The sequence below is a fragment of the Nocardia sp. CA-135953 genome (assembly GCF_050955735.1).
Taxonomy (GTDB): domain Bacteria; phylum Actinomycetota; class Actinomycetes; order Mycobacteriales; family Mycobacteriaceae; genus Nocardia.
Window position 1 is genome coordinate 2,048,315 of the sequence record NZ_CP192082.1, and the last position, 15,672, is coordinate 2,063,986.

The following is a 15,672-nucleotide window of genomic DNA, read 5'->3' on the forward strand; positions in this document are numbered from 1 at the left end:
AATTGCCTCGCATTCGATTTACACCGCAGGTCCCGCAAGCGATTACGCAGTGTAGATGTTTCGCTGTTCGGCGCTGAGGGGATTCACCCGAGCTCGATCTGGGTACGTTCGACGCAATAGGACCGCCGCACACCACTCGCCGGAGGCCATTATGATGACGACGCTGTTGGTGATACTCGCCGTTTGGGCAGGTTGTTCGATTCCGCTGGCGCTGATCGTCGCGCGGATGTTCCGCTTCACTGATGAGCCGCCGAAAACTCCGCCGGGAGCGGTGCGCGCACCGTCCGCGCAGACACGTCGTGGCGAGCGAATGGCCACGTCGTGGCTACCGGCATGGGTCGGTCGTACGAACACAGCGCATTTGAGCCAAGATGGAGCCCGTGCCGCAACCGGATCCCGATCTGCTCATTGATTTCACCGACGTGACCATCCGACGCTCGGGTCACACCCTCGTCGGCCCGGTCACCTGGCAGGTCGAGCTCGACGAACGCTGGGTTGTCCTCGGACCCAACGGCGCGGGCAAGACCTCGCTGCTCCGTATGGCCGCCGCCGAAGTGCATCCGACCTCGGGCATCGCCCACCTGCTCGGTGAAGTCATCGGCAAAACCGATGTCAGCGAGCTACGTCCGCGCATCGGCTGGTCCTCGGCCGCGGTGGCCAGCCGGATTCCGCGCGACGAGAAGGTCAGCGATCTGGTGGTTTCCGCCGGTTACGCGGTCCTCGGTCGCTGGCGCGAGCGTTACGACGATGTCGATACCGACCGCGCCATCGATATGCTCGAAAGCCTCGGCGCCGAACATCTTTCCGATCGCACCTACGGGACGTTGTCCGAGGGGGAGCGCAAGCGGGTGCTGATCGCCCGCGCGATGATGACCGATCCGGAGCTGCTGCTGCTCGACGAGCCCGCCGCCGGTCTGGATCTGGGCGGCCGTGAGGAATTGGTGGAACGCCTCGGTGATCTGGCCTCGGATCCCGATTCCCCGGCCATGGTCCTGGTGACCCACCATGTCGAGGAGATTCCGCCGGGCTTCACCCATGGCCTGCTGCTGAACGAGGGCGCGGTCATCGCGCAGGGATTGCTGCCGGATGTGCTCACCGCCGAGAACTTGAGTGAGGCCTTCCGTCAGTCGATCGCGCTGAATCGCGTCGATGGCCGGTACTTCGCGCGGCGCGCGCGTCGCTTGGGGCGGCACCGTTCGCGCTGAGCCCGTGATGGGATTACGGCGTAAAACAAGCAGGCGTTAGGGTGCAGGTGTGAGTGAGACGAACGCGCAGGAGCCCATTCCGCCGCTCGAGGACGCGTCGACGGTGATGTTGGTGCGTGACGGTGCCACCGGGCCCGAGGTGTTCCTGCAGCGCCGGGTCGGGGCGATGGCCTTCGCCGCCGGCATGACCGTTTTCCCGGGCGGCCGTGTCGATCCATCGGACGGAACCGCCGATATCGAATGGGCCGGACCCGAACCCGCTTGGTGGGCGGCGAAATACGGCACCACCGAGTCGAGGGCCAAGGCGCTCGTCGCCGCCGCAGTGCGCGAAACCTTCGAGGAGTGCGGGGTACTGCTGGCCGGGCCGACGGCCGACACCGTCGTCTCCGATACCACGGGCTACCACGATGCCCGGGGTCGACTGGAGCGGCGCGAAGTGTCGCTGGCCGACTTCCTCGCCGAAGAGAAATTGGTGCTGCGCGCGGATCTGCTGCGGCCGTGGGCGAATTGGATCACCCCGGTGATCGAGCCGCGGCGCTATGACACCCGGTTCTTCGTCGCGGTGCTGCCGCACGGGCAGTTGGCCGACGGTGCCACCACCGAGGCGGCCGAGGTGCAATGGCGCACCGTGGCGGACGAACTCGACCGCTGGCGGGCGGGCACCGATGTGCTGTTGCCGCCGACCTGGTCGCAGCTCGATGCCATTGCCGAATTCGCTTCCACGGCGGAGATTCTGGCCATCGACCGGGTGATCGAACCGATCATGCCGGTGCTCACCGGTGACAGCGGGCGGCAGGTGCTTCAGTTCCCGGACAACCAGCGCTATTTCGCCGCACTGCCGGATACCAGCAGGCTCAGGGGATCCGCGCGTCCGTGAAGCAGTAGGTTTCCTGCCATGGCCGAATTCGTGACCCTGGAGTTGCCCGAGGATCCCGCCGTCCGTGGCGTTGCCGTCCTCCGGATCGACCGTCCGCCGCTGAACCTGTTGAATGCGCAGCTGGTCCGTGAGGTGGCCGAGGCGGCGGCGGTTGTCGCCACACACCCTGGGGTCGCGGCATTGGTCGTCTACGGCGACGAGCGGGTCTTCTGCGCGGGCGACGACCTCGCCGAACTGTCCGGGCTCGGCCCGGATCAGGCCGAAGCCATGGCCGCTGATCTGCAGGCGGCACTGGGCTGCCTGGCCAAGGTGCCCCAGCCCACGGTCGCCGCGATCAGCGGCTACTGCCTCGGCGGCGGCCTGGAACTGGCCCTCGCCGCCGACCGCCGCATCATCGGCGACAACGTCAAACTAGGCCTGCCCCAAATCGAAGCTGGCCTCATTCCCCTCGCAGGCATCCGCCGCCTATCGCTGCTGATCGGCCCCGGCCCCGCCAAAGATCTCGTCTACACCGGCCGCTTCGTCGACGCCGAGGAAGCGCGCACCCTCGGTCTGGTGGAAGAGGTCGTCGCCCCCGACGACGTCTACACCGCCGCCATCCGCTGGGCGCGACAATTCACCGACGGCCCCACCCGCGCCCTCGCCGCCGCGAAAGCCGTCTTCGAAGCGGGCCCCCACGGCCTGGACCGCGCCCGCACCGAATGGGCCACCCTCTTCACCACCGAAGACCGCCGCATCGGCACCGATTCCTACCTGGCCGACGGCCCGGGTTCGGCGACTTTCGTCGGGCGCTGAGGGGCACACGGCTCGGCCGCGTCGGTGGCGTTGAGGTTCTCGGTCGATCTGCCCGGGCAGGTCTGATGGGCTCGCATCGAATGGATCGTGCTCTTCGCCACCGACGGCCGCCGCATCGGCACCGATTCCTACCTGGCCGACGGCCCGGGTTCGGCGACTTTCGTCGGGCGCTGAGGGGCACACGGCTCGGCCGCGTCGGTGGCGTTGAGGTTCTCGGTCGATCTGCCCGGGCAGGTCTGACGGGCTCGCATCGAATGGATCGTGCTCTTCGCCACCGACGGCCGCCGCATTGGCACCGAGTCGAACCTGGCCAACGGTCCGGGTTCGGCGACTTCGTCGGGCGTCGACGGGGCGGACGGCTCGGCCGCGTCGGTGGCGTCGAGGCTCTCGGTCGATCTGCCCGGACAGGTCTGATGGGCTCGCATCGAATGGACCGTGCTCTTCGCCACCGACAGCCGCCGCATTGGCACCGAGTCGAACCTGGCCAACGGTCCAGGTTCGGCAACCGCAGTCGGACGCTGACGGGCACCGACGCAACCAGCTGAGGGGTCGGTTCGGCCTGCTTGTAGTTACTGGCCGGTAGTCAGGACCTGCGGTGCCGCGGTCGGTCGGGTCGGGGTTTTGGTGATCGGAGTGCCGATGCGGACCATAAACAGGAACGCGTTCCTGGTCGGTGAGCGGTGTGATTTTCGCGGCGCTCGATGATCGTGAGTCCCACTCGAGCCCCAGGTTGCTGACCGCATCTGGGAAGCGTGGCGGTGCGGGCGTAGATCGCCGGTCAGGTTCAGAACCAGAACGAGTCTCGGGGGACGGTGCGGCGGGGCGAAATCACGTCCTACGCACTGGTCCGCTGCACACATGCGGCGCGGGGTTGGCTAGGCTAGCCCACCATGACGGTCCATCCCGATGACCCGGCGCCGAACCCGCATGCCACCGAGGCCGAGGTCGAAGCAGCGCTGAAGGATACGAAGCTCGCCCAGGTGCTCTATCACGACTGGGAAGCCGAGACCTATGACGACAAGTGGTCGATTTCCTATGACGAGCGCTGTATCGACTATGCACGCGGCCGGTTCGACGCCGCGGTCGGCCCCGCGCCGCTGCCGTACGAGCGCGCGCTGGAACTGGGCTGTGGCACCGGCTTCTTCCTGTTGAACCTCATGCAGGGCGGCGTCGCGAAGTCCGGCTCGGTCACCGACCTGTCGCCGGGCATGGTGAAGGTCGCACTGCGCAATGCCGAGAACCTCGGGCTCGATGTCGACGGTCGGGTCGCCGACGCCGAGACCATTCCGTACGAGGACGACACCTTCGACCTCGTCGTCGGGCACGCGGTGCTGCACCACATCCCGGACGTGGAACTGGCGCTGAAGGAGTGCCTGCGCGTGCTGAAGCCGGGCGGGCGTTTCGTTTTCGCCGGTGAACCGACCACCGCGGGCAACTTCTACGCTCGCTGGCTCGGCCGCATCACCTGGAAGGCCGCCACTACCGTGACCAAGCTGCCCGCACTGTCGGGTTGGCGGCGTCCGCAGGCCGAACTGGACGAGTCCTCGCGCGCCGCGGCGCTGGAGGCGGTCGTCGACCTGCACACCTTCGATCCGAGCGACCTCGAGGCGATGGCCCGGCGCGCCGGCGCCACCGAGGTCGAGGCGAGCACCGAGGAGTTCGCGGCGGCGCTGTGGGGCTGGCCGGTGCGCACCTTCGAGGCGGCCGTCCCGGACGAGAAACTCACCATGGGCTACCGGATGGCCATGTACCGCGCGTGGCTGCGGCTGAGCTGGTTGGACGAGAACGTCATGCGCCGCGTGGTGCCGCGCCAGTTCTTCTACAACGCCATGATCACCGGCGTGAAGCCGGGCGCTGCCGCCAAGTAGTGGGTTACCGCTTCGGCCGCGAGGATGTCGTCTTCCTCGGCAGCGCGGCGGGTTGCGCCGCGCTGGCCGAGGTGGATCGGCTGGAACTGACTCCCGCGACGCACCTGCGCGATTTGGAGCGGGTGCGTCGCGAATTCGGCGAGCGGTCGGCCGCGCTGGTGGAAACTGTGCGCCTGCGCCGTCGTGCCGCGGCCAAACTCGTCGATACCGAACAGTGGCTGTTCACCGATGACGCGCTGCAACAGGCGACACCGACGCTGGTCGCCCGCCACCGCGCCGCGCGCCTTTCCGGACGTGCCGTACACGATGTGACCTGCTCGATCGGCGCGGAACTCGCCGAACTGGCCCGCACCTGCCCCGCCGTGCTCGGCAGCGACCTCGACGACGTGCGCCTGTCCATGGCCGCACACAATCTCGCCGCATCCCGAAATGTCCTGCTGGCCAAGGCAGATGCCCTCGTCCCGACCAGCACCGGCACCGTCGTCGTCGCCGATCCGGCCCGCCGCGCGGACGGTCGCCGCACCCACGATCCAGCCGGACTGCAACCCCCGCTCCCGGATCTGCTTGCCGCCTATCCCGGCCGCGACCTGGCCGTAAAGTGCGCTCCCGGACTGGATTTCGACCGCCTGGACTGGCCGGGCGAGATCGAGGTCGTCTCCCTCGACGGCGCGGTCCGCGAGGCATGCCTGTGGTCGCCGGGCCTTTCCGACAGCGACGTCACCCGCCGCGCGACAGTCCTCACCTCACGCGGCGAATCCGTCACCTACACCGACGCCGCCCCCGACGAGATTCCGGAACAGCCCCCCGGCGAGTGGATCATCGACCCCGATGGCGCCATCGTCCGCGCAGGCCTGGTGCGCCATTACGCCGCCGAACACGGCCTGTGGCAACTGGACTCGCAGATCGCCTACCTGACCGGCAACACCGTCCCCCACGGCGTCCGCGGCTTCCGCATCGTCGACCGCCTGGAATTCCGCGAAAAAGCCCTCCGCCAAGAACTGTCCCGCCGCAACTGCGGCCCCCTCGAAATCCGCATCCGCGGCCTAGACATAGACCCCGACACCCTCCGCAAACGCCTCAAACTCCGCGGCACCCACCCTTACACCCTCATCCTCACCCGCCTCTCCCGCACCGCCGCCGCCTTCCTCTGCACCACCCCACCCACCCCCTGAACCCGAAAACGCAACGCCGCTGCCCCGCACCCGCCGAAGTCGAGAATGCCATGGTTGCGGTCTGCTCTCGATGTTTGCCGCCATAGATGCATGCTGATCACGGATTGCCCGCAGCCCCGGCGCGCACGCCGAAGGCGAGAAGGCGATGGGGGATTGCTCGCCGCTATAGGTGCGTGGTGGGCGAGAGTTCAGGATGGGGCTGCGGTCCGGCCGCATACGGATTTGTGGGCTCGCCTCTGCATTCCGCTTCTGACCTGCGGTGGTCCGATGTCTGGCGCCGACGGGGGCCGACTATCTAGTGCTCGGGTTTGAAGGTGAAGACTTCGCCTATGCGGGTGGCGAGGACTACCTCGCCCTCGGAGCCGATGGAGGTGCCGGTGGTGGTGCCCTTGGCAGCCGGGAGGACGTCCGAGTCGACGGTCGCACCGGTCTTGGTGTCGAAGGTGATCAGGTTGATGCCGTCGCCGATGGCGGCGGCGGTGTAGCCGGTGTCGCCAGCGGTCTGGACGGGGATCCCGCGCAGGGCGAGATCCTTACGCTCCCAGGCGATTTCGGCGGCATCGCCCTTGTCGCGCAGGGCGAGCAGGTGGCCGTCGTCGCCGGCGGGGATGATCAGGCCGTCGCCGGAGACCGAAATGCCGCCGCGCGGCGCCCAATCCAGCGGCTGCACCCATTTGGTCCGGCCGTCGGCGGTGTCGACGGCGATGAGGCGCTTGGAATTGTCGCCGACGTATACGGTCCGGCCGTCGGCGGACAGCGTCGGGCTGGTCGCGCTGCCGTCGGTGAGCAGGTCCGCGCTCCATTCCTGCTGAATCTTATTGTCGGCGTAGCGCAATGCGACCAGTGCGGCGATCGGCTTGCCCGGCTTCCACAGCGTGACGAAGAAGCGGCCGCTGGACACCTCGATCGGCGAGATATTGGCGACCGGGCACTGCGGCCCGCCGATCGCGCAGTCGTCGAGCCCCTGTCCGGACGCGGGTCGGGTGAGATCGGGATACTCCAGGAAGTCGGGATCGCCCAGCAGTTGGGCGGTGCTGACGACGCGCTCACCGGTCTGGCGGCTCAGCACATCCAGCTGACCGGACTGGGTGACCGTCAGGATATTCCCGTCGCCGGTGAACTGCGCCGAAACCGGTACGCCCGCAACGGGAGTCCGCCAGCGCGGCTGCCCGATGGAGTTGAACGCACTGACCCCGCTGTCGTCGCCGACGTAGACATTGGTGCCGCTGTCGACCACCGAGGGTGCGGAGATCGCGTTCGGTCCCAGCGCATTACAGAAGCGCTTGCGACCGGTCGGCATCTGCAGCGAGAGAATGGTGCAGTTGCTCGGGGTCAGGGTGGTGACGAACATTTGCCCGTCCGGGCCGAGCGTCACGGGTTCCTCGATCGGCCCACCGACCGGCCGCGACCAGCTCAGCGATAGTTTGCGCGAGCCGGTGACCGGGCTGAAGCCACTGTTGCGGCCGTCGTGGTGCGCGGTGGTCCAGCCCTTGCCCGATCCGACGGTGATGTCGTCGACATCGGTACCGCAGCCGGTCAACACCAGTGCGCCGATGGCCGCCGCCGCGCCCAGTCGGGACAGGGTGAGCCCGCGCGCCGGGTTGGCCAGTACGCCGCCGCTTCGCACCTGCTGCACTCCTGTCGTCGTTGCCCGCTGGGGACGTGACCGAAAGCGTGTCGACCCCCGGTACGCGCACCACCGCCCGCGTGGAGGTTCGCCGCCGCCGTCGGCGGCGCAGCGATCACTGTACGGGAGGGTCCGCCGACGTTGTGCGGGTCCCGGCGGTGTTTCCGACGGGATAAGCTCTAGCCGTCGCGACCGGGACGGTCGCCATGTCAAGGACCACGACAGGAGATGACTTCGTGACGAGCATGTGGGGCGCACCGTTGCGCTCGCGGTGGCGCGGCTCGCGCCGCCGGGATCCGCAGCAAGCGCGATTTCTGACGCTGGCGTCGCTGCGCTGGGTGCTCGCGAACAAGGCGTACACGCCTTGGTATCTGGTGCGGTACTACCGGCTGTTCAAATTCAAGGCGGCCAATCCGCATATCGTGCTGCGCGGCATGGTCTTCCTCGGCAAGCGCGTCGAAATCCACGCGACCCCCGAATTGGGTCGGATGGAAATCGGCCGCTGGGTGCATATCGGTGACGGCAATGCCATTCGCTGCCACGAGGGTTCGCTGCGCATCGGCGACAAGGTCGTCTTCGGCAAGGACAATGTCGTCAACACCTACCTCGATATCGAGATCGGTGAATCCACGCTGGTCGCGGACTGGTGCTACATCTGCGACTTCGACCACCGCATGGACGACATCAATATGCCGATCAAGGATCAGGGCATCGTCAAGAGCCCGGTCCGCATCGGGCCGGATACCTGGATCGCCGCCAAGGTGACGGTGCTGCGCGAAACCCGCGTCGGCCGCGGCTGTGTGCTCGGTGCGCACGCGGTGGTCAAGGGCGAGATTCCGGACTACAGCATCGCCGTCGGCGCGCCCGCCAAGGTCGTCAAGAACCGCAAGGCGACCTGGGAGGCCGGCGCCGAGGAGCGCGCCGAATACGTTGCCGCGCTGGAAGATATCGAGCGCAAGAAGAACGGCGCCACCCAGTCGGCATGAGTGCCACCGGGCCCCGGGATCCGGAACGGACCCGGGGCTCGTGCTATCTCGGCCGAGTATGCCGGTATGCGTCGGTGGCAGTCGGTACGGTCACGGCATGAACAGGTACGCGGCGCTGTTGCGCGGGATCATGCCGACGAACCCCAATATGAAGGGGGAGAAGCTGCGCGGGGTGTTCGAGGGGCTCGGATTCGACAAGGTCGCCACGGTATTGGCCAGCGGCAATGTGGTCTTCCGTGCCGCGGACACCGATATCGCGAAGTTGGAAGCCCGCATCCAGGACGCGCTGAACAGCGAACTCGGAATTCCGGGCGGCACCATCGTGCGCACCTACGACGAATTGCGCGACCTGCTCGACACCGAGCCGTTTCCGGGCCTGACCCACGGCCGCGGCACCTACCTGACCGCGACCTTCCTCAAACAGGCACCGCCGAATGTCGCGAAAGAACTGCGCAAGCACACCGAACCAGGTGTCCGGATCGTCGGCTACGACACAGCCGCCCGCGTCGTCCTCTCGGTCATCGACAACACCGAACCGCGCACTCCGAACTTCATGGCCTGGATGGAGAAGACCTACAGCAAGGAGATCACCACCCGCACCTGGCTCACCATCCAGAAGATCGTCAAGAAGATGGAGAGTTAGGCGCTACTTCGGATCGCGCTCGGGGAGGGGACGTTCGATGATGGTGGGGCGACCGAGGGGGTTGCGGACGCGGCGTTTGGCCGAGGAATACACCAGGGTGGTTTCGGCAGCGACCACGTCCCAGGCGAAATCGGCGGTGAGGCGTTCGCGCGCGGCGTAGGCGCGGTCCTGGGTGGCGGCCGGATCGTCGAGGGTGGCGCGCACGGCTTCGACGATGCCGTCCACATCCGCCGGTTCGAAGGATGCGCCGGTGACGCCGTCGATGACGGCCTCGCCGAGACCACCCGCGGTGGAGGTGATCAGCGGGGTACCGGCGGCGGCCGCCTCGAGCGCGACGATGCCGAAGGGTTCGTAGCGGCTCGGCAGCACGATGGCGTCGGCGCCGTGCAACCAGCCGAGCAGTTCCTCGTGATCGAGCTGACCGGCGAAGGTCACCGCCCGCGCGACCCGATGCACCCGGGCGCGTTCGTGCAGCCACTCGAACTGGGTGCCGATACCGGCGACGGTCAGCGTGGTGCCGGGGTGGGCGCGGCGGATGCGCGGCAGCGCGGCGATCGCATCCTGCACACCCTTCTCGTACTCGAGCCGTCCCACATAGAGCAGACGCGGCGGACCGGTGCGCGGTGCGCGCGGCCGAAAGGTCCACGCGCCCACATCGATTCCGTTGCGGATCACCGTCATCGGCACCCGCTCGGGCCCGTAGAGCCGCTCCACCTCGTCCTGCATGGAGGTCGAGCAGGTGATCAGCGCATCCGATTCATTGGCCAGCCACCACTCGACCGAATGCACCTGCTTGTTGACCCGGCCCGAGACCCAACCGCTGTGCCGCCCGGCCTCGGTGGCGTGGATGGTCGAAACCAGCGGCACGTCGTAGTACTCGGCCAGCGCGATCGCCGGATGCGCGACCAGCCAGTCGTGCGCGTGCACGACATCCGGGACCCAACCGTCGCCGATGCCGGGCTTGCCGAGGGCCACACCGGCGCGCACCATCGCGTGGCCCATGGCCAGCGTCCAGGCGAGCATGTCCTCGCCGAAGTCGAAGCACGGCGGATCCTCCGCGACCGCGACCACCAGCACGCCCTCGGCGATGAAGGAGTGGGTGGGGTGGGTCACGGAGTCGGTGCCGGAGGGGCGGCGGGCGAGCACGACCACTTCGTGACCTGCCGCGGCCAGTTCGACCGCCAGGTGATGCACATGGCGGCCCAACCCACCGACCACAACTGGGGGGTACTCCCACGACACCATCAAGATCTTCATGAATGTCCTTATCAGGCGGAGTCTCGGTCCGCGATCGCCAGCCGCCGTGCGTCCAAACTCGGGAAGAAGCCGTCGGCCTCCCATCCTGCCGCCAACTGGTGTGCTTTGGCGACTTGGCCCGCCCCGACGGCGGCGGCGATTTCCCGTACGGCGTGAGCGTGTCGGTGCGCGCGGTCGCGTGCGTAGCCGGCCGCGGAGTCTTTGCTGACCATGAATGCCCAGTCGCTGGAGACGGTGCGGATGGCCTCGCGTAGCAATTGATCGGCAACCCGGTCGCGCAGTGCGGCGCCGCCGTCCGCGGCCCGCATCTTGTCGACCGTATCGAGGGTGAGCCGGACAATATCGTCGTTCAGATCCACCAGGTCTTTCACCTGGTCACCGGCCCATACTCGCCAATCCTTACCGGAACCCCAGGACGAATCGGTCAGCGGCACCGGCTCGCCGACGAATCCGCGCGCCCTGGCATCGGCCAGCGTGCCGACGGTGACGCCCTCTTCGGGCAGTGCCCGCAACACCTGGGCCAGCCACTGCGGACCCTCGTGCCACCAGTGTCCGAACAATTCGGTATCGAATGCGGCGACGACCAGGGCCGGACGTCCGATGCGCGCCGATTCCTCGATCAGCCGTTCGCGCACGGTCCGTGCGAAATCGTCGACATCGCGGACCACCGCCGCAGCCGCCAGTTCCGGGTCGTACGGGGCCTTGTCCGGACCGGCGACCGTCTTGCCGGTGACACGGGCGGGCTTGAGACCCGTCGCGTGGTCATAGTGATGAAAGTCACGGTATGCGCTCTGCCCGGGATAGCCGGACTTGGGCGACCAAACCCGGTAGCTCACTTGCAGATCCCGCCCGAAGGCCACCACATCCGATTCCCGGACCGGTCGGCCGAGGGCGGTATCGCCGCGCAATGCGGGTCCGTCGACCATGAAATGTGTCACACCCGCGGCCGCGTATCCGGTCTCCATGCCGGGGGTGTAGCCGCATTCGGGCGCCCAGATGCCGGTCGGGGTGTGGCCCCAGCGCTGCCGGGCATCGGACAGGCCCTCGCTGAGCTGGAAGGCGCGCAGTCGCGGTTGCAGCAGCGGCTGGAACGGGTGCGCGAGCGGGCCACCGAGCAGTTCGATGGCCTCGGCATCGATGAGCTGCCGCCACACCGGCGCCGCGCCGTGGCGCCAGTGCTGTTCGAATTCCGCGAGTGCCGCCGCGGCCAGCCGGTGCTCATGCCTGCCGAGTGCGATATTGCCCGCCATCGCGGCCTCGTCGGCGCGCAGCTGCCAGTTGCCGAGCCAATGATGCATGCCCGCAAGGCAATGCGGATCGTCCAGCTGGGCGGCGAGTACCGGCGTGATGCCGAGGCTGAGCAGGTGCGAACGGCCCTCCGCGGCAAGGGTTCTGAGCACATCGACGACCGGAAGGTAAGAGGCGGCCCAGGATTGGTAGAGCCATTCCTCGCCGACCGGCCAGCGGCCGTGGTTGGCCAGCCAGGGCAGGTGGGAATGCAGGACCAGAGTGAACTGGCCGGGAACTTCTTGTCTGCTCACGACTGCGCCTCGCCGGCGCTCGGCTCCGTCGTGCGCAATGCGCGCTGTGACATGGTTCGTTCGCTGCGCTCATTCACGGCTTCACCGCGATGGCGACCAGATCGAGGCTCGCGTCGATGTCCTCGGTGATCAGTACGAAATCATCGATGGTGACCGCGGCTACATCGGCGGTCAGCTCGGCGGGCCATGGCTCCCCGGCCAGCGCGCGCTCGATCTGCGCATCGATGAACGAGCCACCGTGCTTGGCGTCCAACGCTTTCAGTGTCGAGCCGTGATGCACTCCGGTCATGAGCGTGACCAGGAAACCCGCGTCGACGAGCAGTTCGGTGAGTTCGTCGGCATTGAGTTCGCGGGTGTGGAACGGGTTGAGTGGGGTATCGCGGCCGGGGGAGAAGGTGATCCGATTGGGGGTGCTGATCAGCAGTTCACCGCCGGGTCGCAGCACCCGCAGGCATTCCCGGATGAACTGGCTCTGGTCCCAGAGGTGTTCGATCACTTGGAAATTCACCACGACATCGACCGACACGTCGTCCAGCGGCAGCGCGGCGAGGTTGCCCTGGATCATCTCCACGCGCGGGTAGCGGGCGCGCACGTGCTCGACCGCGCTGATGTCGTAGTCGAGGCCGATCACGTCGGTGGCCACATCGGCGATCATGTTCGCGCCGTAACCCTCACCGGATCCCGCCTCCAGCACCGTCTTTCCGGCGCAACGTTCGAGCAGGCGTGCGTAGACGAACTCGTGCCGACGGAACCAGTAGTTCTCCTCGGGGACGTCGGGTACGGTCCGCTCGCCGGTCAGCGGCAACGGCTCCACGGCGGATTCGGGAGTAATGCCCGGGGTGGCGCCCAATGCGGCAGGGATCACAGCCTCGCTCATCGCTTCGACGTTACTGGTAAGGCGGCCGCAGATTATCGCCAGCACCACTGTTGTGAGAGAGAAGCGACTAAGTTACCCGTGAGTAACTTAGCGTAGGGTAGTGTCACGCCCTGAGCTACAAACTAAGGACGTACGGCGCCGCTCGTGCGACCACCACACACGTGTAACCAGAACAGGAGGTCGACGAAGACCGATGCCGAACATCGTCGTACTCATCAAGCAGGTTCCCGACACCTGGTCCGAGCGCAAGCTGACCGACGGTGACTTCACCCTCGATCGCGAAGCCGCCGACGCCGTCCTCGACGAGATCAACGAGCGCGCCATCGAAGAAGCGCTGCTGATCAAGGAGGCCCAGGGCGGCGAGGTCACCTTGTTGGCCGCCGGTCCGGGCCGTGCCACCGAGGCCATTCGCAAGGCGCTGTCCATGGGCGCCGACAAAGCCATCCACATCAACGATCCGGCGATCCACGGCTCCGACGCCGTGCAGACCGCCTGGGTGCTGGCCAGTGCGCTGGGCCAGATCGAGGGTGTCGAGCTGGTCATCGCGGGCAACGAGGCCACCGACGGTCGCGCGGGCGCTGTGCCCGCGATCATCGCCGAGTACCTGGGCCTGCCGCAGCTGACGCACCTGCGCAAGCTGAGCGTCGACGGCGACAAGATCACCGGTGAGCGGGAGACCGACGAGGGCGTGTTCAAGCTGGAGGCCACCCTCCCGGCCATCGTCAGCGTCACCGAGAAGATCAACGAGCCGCGCTTCCCCTCCTTCAAGGGCATCATGGCCGCGAAGAAGAAGGAAGTGCAGACCTTCACGCTGGCCGACCTGGGCGTCGACCCGTCGACCGTCGGTGTCGCGAACTCGGGCACCGCCGTCACCGCGGCCACCCCGAAGCCCCCGCGCACCGCGGGCGAGAAGATCGCGGACGAGGGCGACGGCGGCACCAAGATCGCCGCGTACCTGGTCGGTCAGAAGATCATCTGATCCCGCCCGAGACTGCGCCCGCGGTGTGAGCTCAGCGCCCGGAGGCGGTAGCGAAGCGTGACCACGCAGGGCGTAGCGAACATCGCAAATTGGACTCAGGAGAACACAAATGGCAGAAGTACTTGTGCTCGTCGAGCACGCCGATGGTGCGATCAAGAAGGTCAGCACCGAACTGCTCACCGCCGCGAGCGCGCTGGGTGAGCCCGCCGCCGTCGTGACCGGCCCGGCCGGTACCGGCGAGAAGCTGGCCGACGCGCTGGCCGCCGCGGGCGCCGCGAAGATCTACATCGCCGAATCCGACGATGTCGAGAACTACCTGGTCACCCCGAAGGTCGACGTGCTCGCCGGTCTGGTCGAGTCGATTTCCCCGGCCGCCGTGATCGTCGCCGCCACCGCCGAGGGCAAGGAGGTGTCGGGCCGCCTCGCCGCGCGCATCGGCTCCGGTCTGCTCGTCGATGTCATCGACGTCAAGTCCGACGGTTCGGTCACGCACTCCATCTTCGGTGGCGCGTTCACCGTCGACGCCAAGGCCACCGGCGACGTGCCGGTGATCTCGGTGCGCCCGGGCGCCGTCGAGGCCATCGCCTCGGCCGGTGCGGGTGAGAAGGTGACCGTCGAGGTGCCCGCGCAGGAAGAGGGCGTCGTGAAGGTGACCTCGCGCGAGCCGGTCGTCGGTGGCGACCGTCCGGAACTCACCGAGGCGAGCATCGTCGTCTCCGGTGGTCGCGGTGTCGGTTCCGCCGACAACTTCACGGTCGTCGAGGCGCTGGCCGATTCGCTCGGTGCCGCGGTCGGCGCTTCGCGTGCCGCCGTCGACTCGGGCTACTACCCGGGCCAGTTCCAGGTCGGTCAGACCGGTAAGACGGTCTCCCCGCAGCTGTACATCGCCCTCGGCATCTCCGGCGCCATCCAGCACCGCGCCGGTATGCAGACCTCGAAGACCATCGTCGCGGTCAACAAGGACGAAGAGGCCCCGATCTTCGAGATCGCGGACTACGGCATCGTCGGCGACCTGTTCAATGTCGCCCCGCAGCTGACCGAAGCGGTCAGGGCGCACAAGGGCTGAGCGTTCGCGCTTTTCGAGTGGCCCCGGCTGGTAACGGCCGGGGCCACGGGTGTTTTCGGGACTATCATTGCGCCATGTCCCTGCCCCGCGTCGAGCGTCCTGACCTGCCTGAGTACATGACTTGGGAGGAATTGGAGCGTCTGCCCGGCGAGCTCGCGGAACAGATCGAACTCTGGGAGGGACGTGTGGTGTGGGTACGCCGCGGTCCCGGTGAACATCAGATATTCATGCGCCGATTGACCCATGAGCTCGAGCGGTGCGCACGCAACGACATGGCGGTCGACGCTGAACGCTGCTGGGTCGCCAACCTCGAAACCAATGTCTTTCTCGGCAATAGCGGGAAGTCCGACTTCCTTACCCCCGATTTCTTATTGCACCGCTGTCTCGGGGGGGCTTACCGGGATGTCCGCGCGGCTGACACCGTGCTGGTAGGCGAAGTGCTGTCACCGTCCAATATTCCCGCCGATATCGAGGCCGAGAAGAGTCGGTATGCGAAGGCCGGTATTCCGTGGTATTGGGAGGTATCGCTGAAGGCGGATGTCAGCGCCATCGCATTTGTCCGAGCCTACGGCCTGGAGATCGGGTACGCGCGGCTACCCGACGGGATCAGCCCGCTGCACCCAGCCGCGTATCGGATCGTCGGTGAATGGGTGAACGATGGCGCGGAGCGCGTGTCGTTCACGCACCCGTTCCCGATCGATATCCCCTGGACCGCGCTCGCCTACTGACGCGGCAGGTCTTTGTTCCCAAATGGCAACCACTTGCGATTCGCCCCGATA

15 protein-coding genes are annotated in these 15,672 nt (G+C 67.3%); 11 read left to right on the forward strand and 4 right to left on the reverse strand.

Going from position 1 to position 15,672, the window contains the following annotated elements; all coding sequences use genetic code 11:
• Positions 1 to 371: 371 nt before the first annotated feature.
• The 6 genes from ACQPXH_RS09435 (at position 372) to ACQPXH_RS09460 (ending at position 5,917) form a co-directional block, all read left to right on the forward strand.
• Complete coding sequence (locus ACQPXH_RS09435; protein ID WP_433601932.1) at positions 372 to 1,205, forward strand: ABC transporter ATP-binding protein; 834 nt, start codon at positions 372 to 374, stop codon at positions 1,203 to 1,205.
• A 106-nt stretch (positions 1,206 to 1,311) separates the two neighbouring features.
• The gene (locus ACQPXH_RS09440) at positions 1,312 to 2,082 is read left to right on the forward strand and encodes an NUDIX hydrolase (RefSeq protein WP_433603389.1); all 771 of its coding nucleotides are present in this window, start codon (positions 1,312 to 1,314) and stop codon (positions 2,080 to 2,082) included.
• Between the two features lie 18 nt (positions 2,083 to 2,100).
• Positions 2,101 to 2,877: an enoyl-CoA hydratase-related protein gene (locus ACQPXH_RS09445; RefSeq protein ID WP_433601933.1), complete on the forward strand. Its 777-nt coding sequence runs from the start codon at positions 2,101 to 2,103 to the stop codon at positions 2,875 to 2,877.
• Positions 2,878 to 3,138: 261 nt separating this feature from the next.
• Entirely contained in the window at positions 3,139 to 3,291 is a 153-nt protein-coding gene (locus ACQPXH_RS09450) for a hypothetical protein (protein WP_433601934.1), read from the forward strand.
• 476 nt (positions 3,292 to 3,767) lie between these two features.
• On the forward strand, positions 3,768 to 4,745 hold the full coding sequence (locus ACQPXH_RS09455; protein WP_433601935.1) for a class I SAM-dependent methyltransferase: 978 nt from the start codon (positions 3,768 to 3,770) through the stop codon (positions 4,743 to 4,745).
• Positions 4,745 to 5,917 carry a THUMP-like domain-containing protein gene (locus ACQPXH_RS09460; RefSeq protein ID WP_433601936.1) on the forward strand — a complete coding sequence of 391 codons (1,173 nt, stop codon included), beginning with the start codon at positions 4,745 to 4,747 and terminating at the stop codon, positions 5,915 to 5,917. Before ACQPXH_RS09455 ends, ACQPXH_RS09460 begins: the two co-directional genes overlap by 1 nt.
• 295 nt (positions 5,918 to 6,212) lie before the next feature.
• On the opposite strand, the gene ACQPXH_RS09465 is transcribed toward ACQPXH_RS09460, so the two are convergent.
• On the reverse strand, positions 6,213 to 7,544 hold the full coding sequence (locus ACQPXH_RS09465) for a PQQ-binding-like beta-propeller repeat protein (protein WP_433601937.1): 1,332 nt from the start codon (positions 7,542 to 7,544) through the stop codon (positions 6,213 to 6,215).
• A gap of 236 nt (positions 7,545 to 7,780) precedes the next feature.
• Between ACQPXH_RS09465 and ACQPXH_RS09470 the strand changes: the two genes are divergently transcribed.
• Both ACQPXH_RS09470 and ACQPXH_RS09475 read left to right on the forward strand, forming a co-directional pair.
• The gene (locus ACQPXH_RS09470; RefSeq protein WP_433601938.1) at positions 7,781 to 8,530 is read left to right on the forward strand and encodes an acyltransferase; all 750 of its coding nucleotides are present in this window, start codon (positions 7,781 to 7,783) and stop codon (positions 8,528 to 8,530) included.
• A gap of 97 nt (positions 8,531 to 8,627) precedes the next feature.
• Positions 8,628 to 9,173: a DUF1697 domain-containing protein gene (locus ACQPXH_RS09475; protein ID WP_433601939.1), complete on the forward strand. Its 546-nt coding sequence runs from the start codon at positions 8,628 to 8,630 to the stop codon at positions 9,171 to 9,173.
• Between the two features lie 3 nt (positions 9,174 to 9,176).
• Here the strand turns inward: ACQPXH_RS09475 and ACQPXH_RS09480 are convergent, their stop codons facing one another.
• The 3 genes from ACQPXH_RS09480 to ACQPXH_RS09490 all read right to left on the reverse strand — a co-directional run bounded on the left by ACQPXH_RS09480 (position 9,177) and on the right by ACQPXH_RS09490 (position 12,848).
• A complete protein-coding gene (locus ACQPXH_RS09480; protein WP_433601940.1) occupies positions 9,177 to 10,430 on the reverse strand; it encodes a glycosyltransferase family 4 protein in 1,254 nt (417 codons plus the stop codon).
• 11 nt (positions 10,431 to 10,441) lie between these two features.
• Positions 10,442 to 11,971, reverse strand: coding sequence for a 1,4-alpha-glucan branching protein domain-containing protein (locus ACQPXH_RS09485; RefSeq protein WP_433601941.1), 1,530 nt, complete (start codon positions 11,969 to 11,971; stop codon positions 10,442 to 10,444).
• Between the two features lie 73 nt (positions 11,972 to 12,044).
• A complete protein-coding gene (locus ACQPXH_RS09490) occupies positions 12,045 to 12,848 on the reverse strand; it encodes a class I SAM-dependent methyltransferase (protein ID WP_433601942.1) in 804 nt (267 codons plus the stop codon).
• Positions 12,849 to 13,041: 193 nt separating this feature from the next.
• Between ACQPXH_RS09490 and ACQPXH_RS09495 the strand changes: the two genes are divergently transcribed.
• The 3 genes from ACQPXH_RS09495 to ACQPXH_RS09505 all read left to right on the forward strand — a co-directional run bounded on the left by ACQPXH_RS09495 (position 13,042) and on the right by ACQPXH_RS09505 (position 15,621).
• Entirely contained in the window at positions 13,042 to 13,827 is a 786-nt protein-coding gene (locus tag ACQPXH_RS09495) for an electron transfer flavoprotein subunit beta/FixA family protein (RefSeq protein WP_433601943.1), read from the forward strand.
• 109 nt (positions 13,828 to 13,936) lie between these two features.
• On the forward strand, positions 13,937 to 14,893 hold the full coding sequence (locus ACQPXH_RS09500) for an electron transfer flavoprotein subunit alpha/FixB family protein (RefSeq protein ID WP_433601944.1): 957 nt from the start codon (positions 13,937 to 13,939) through the stop codon (positions 14,891 to 14,893).
• Positions 14,894 to 14,967: 74 nt separating this feature from the next.
• A complete protein-coding gene (locus ACQPXH_RS09505; RefSeq protein WP_433601945.1) occupies positions 14,968 to 15,621 on the forward strand; it encodes a Uma2 family endonuclease in 654 nt (217 codons plus the stop codon).
• The last annotated feature ends 51 nt before the right edge of the window (positions 15,622 to 15,672 follow it).

What these genes read in the sequence shown, in the direction of transcription:
- ACQPXH_RS09435 (WP_433601932.1), top strand. Translation starts at nt 372, where the DNA reads ATGGAGCCCGTGCCGCAACCGGATCCCGATCTGCTCATTGATTTCACC.
- ACQPXH_RS09440 (WP_433603389.1), top strand. Translation starts at nt 1,312, where the DNA reads ATGTTGGTGCGTGACGGTGCCACCGGGCCCGAGGTGTTCCTGCAGCGC.
- ACQPXH_RS09445 (WP_433601933.1), top strand. Translation starts at nt 2,101, where the DNA reads ATGGCCGAATTCGTGACCCTGGAGTTGCCCGAGGATCCCGCCGTCCGT.
- ACQPXH_RS09455 (WP_433601935.1), top strand. Translation starts at nt 3,768, where the DNA reads ATGACGGTCCATCCCGATGACCCGGCGCCGAACCCGCATGCCACCGAG.
- ACQPXH_RS09475 (WP_433601939.1), top strand. Translation starts at nt 8,628, where the DNA reads ATGAACAGGTACGCGGCGCTGTTGCGCGGGATCATGCCGACGAACCCC.
- ACQPXH_RS09480 (WP_433601940.1), bottom strand. Translation starts at nt 10,430, where the DNA reads ATGAAGATCTTGATGGTGTCGTGGGAGTACCCCCCAGTTGTGGTCGGT.
- ACQPXH_RS09490 (WP_433601942.1), bottom strand. Translation starts at nt 12,848, where the DNA reads ATGAGCGAGGCTGTGATCCCTGCCGCATTGGGCGCCACCCCGGGCATT.
- ACQPXH_RS09495 (WP_433601943.1), top strand. Translation starts at nt 13,042, where the DNA reads ATGCCGAACATCGTCGTACTCATCAAGCAGGTTCCCGACACCTGGTCC.
- ACQPXH_RS09500 (WP_433601944.1), top strand. Translation starts at nt 13,937, where the DNA reads ATGGCAGAAGTACTTGTGCTCGTCGAGCACGCCGATGGTGCGATCAAG.
- ACQPXH_RS09505 (WP_433601945.1), top strand. Translation starts at nt 14,968, where the DNA reads ATGTCCCTGCCCCGCGTCGAGCGTCCTGACCTGCCTGAGTACATGACT.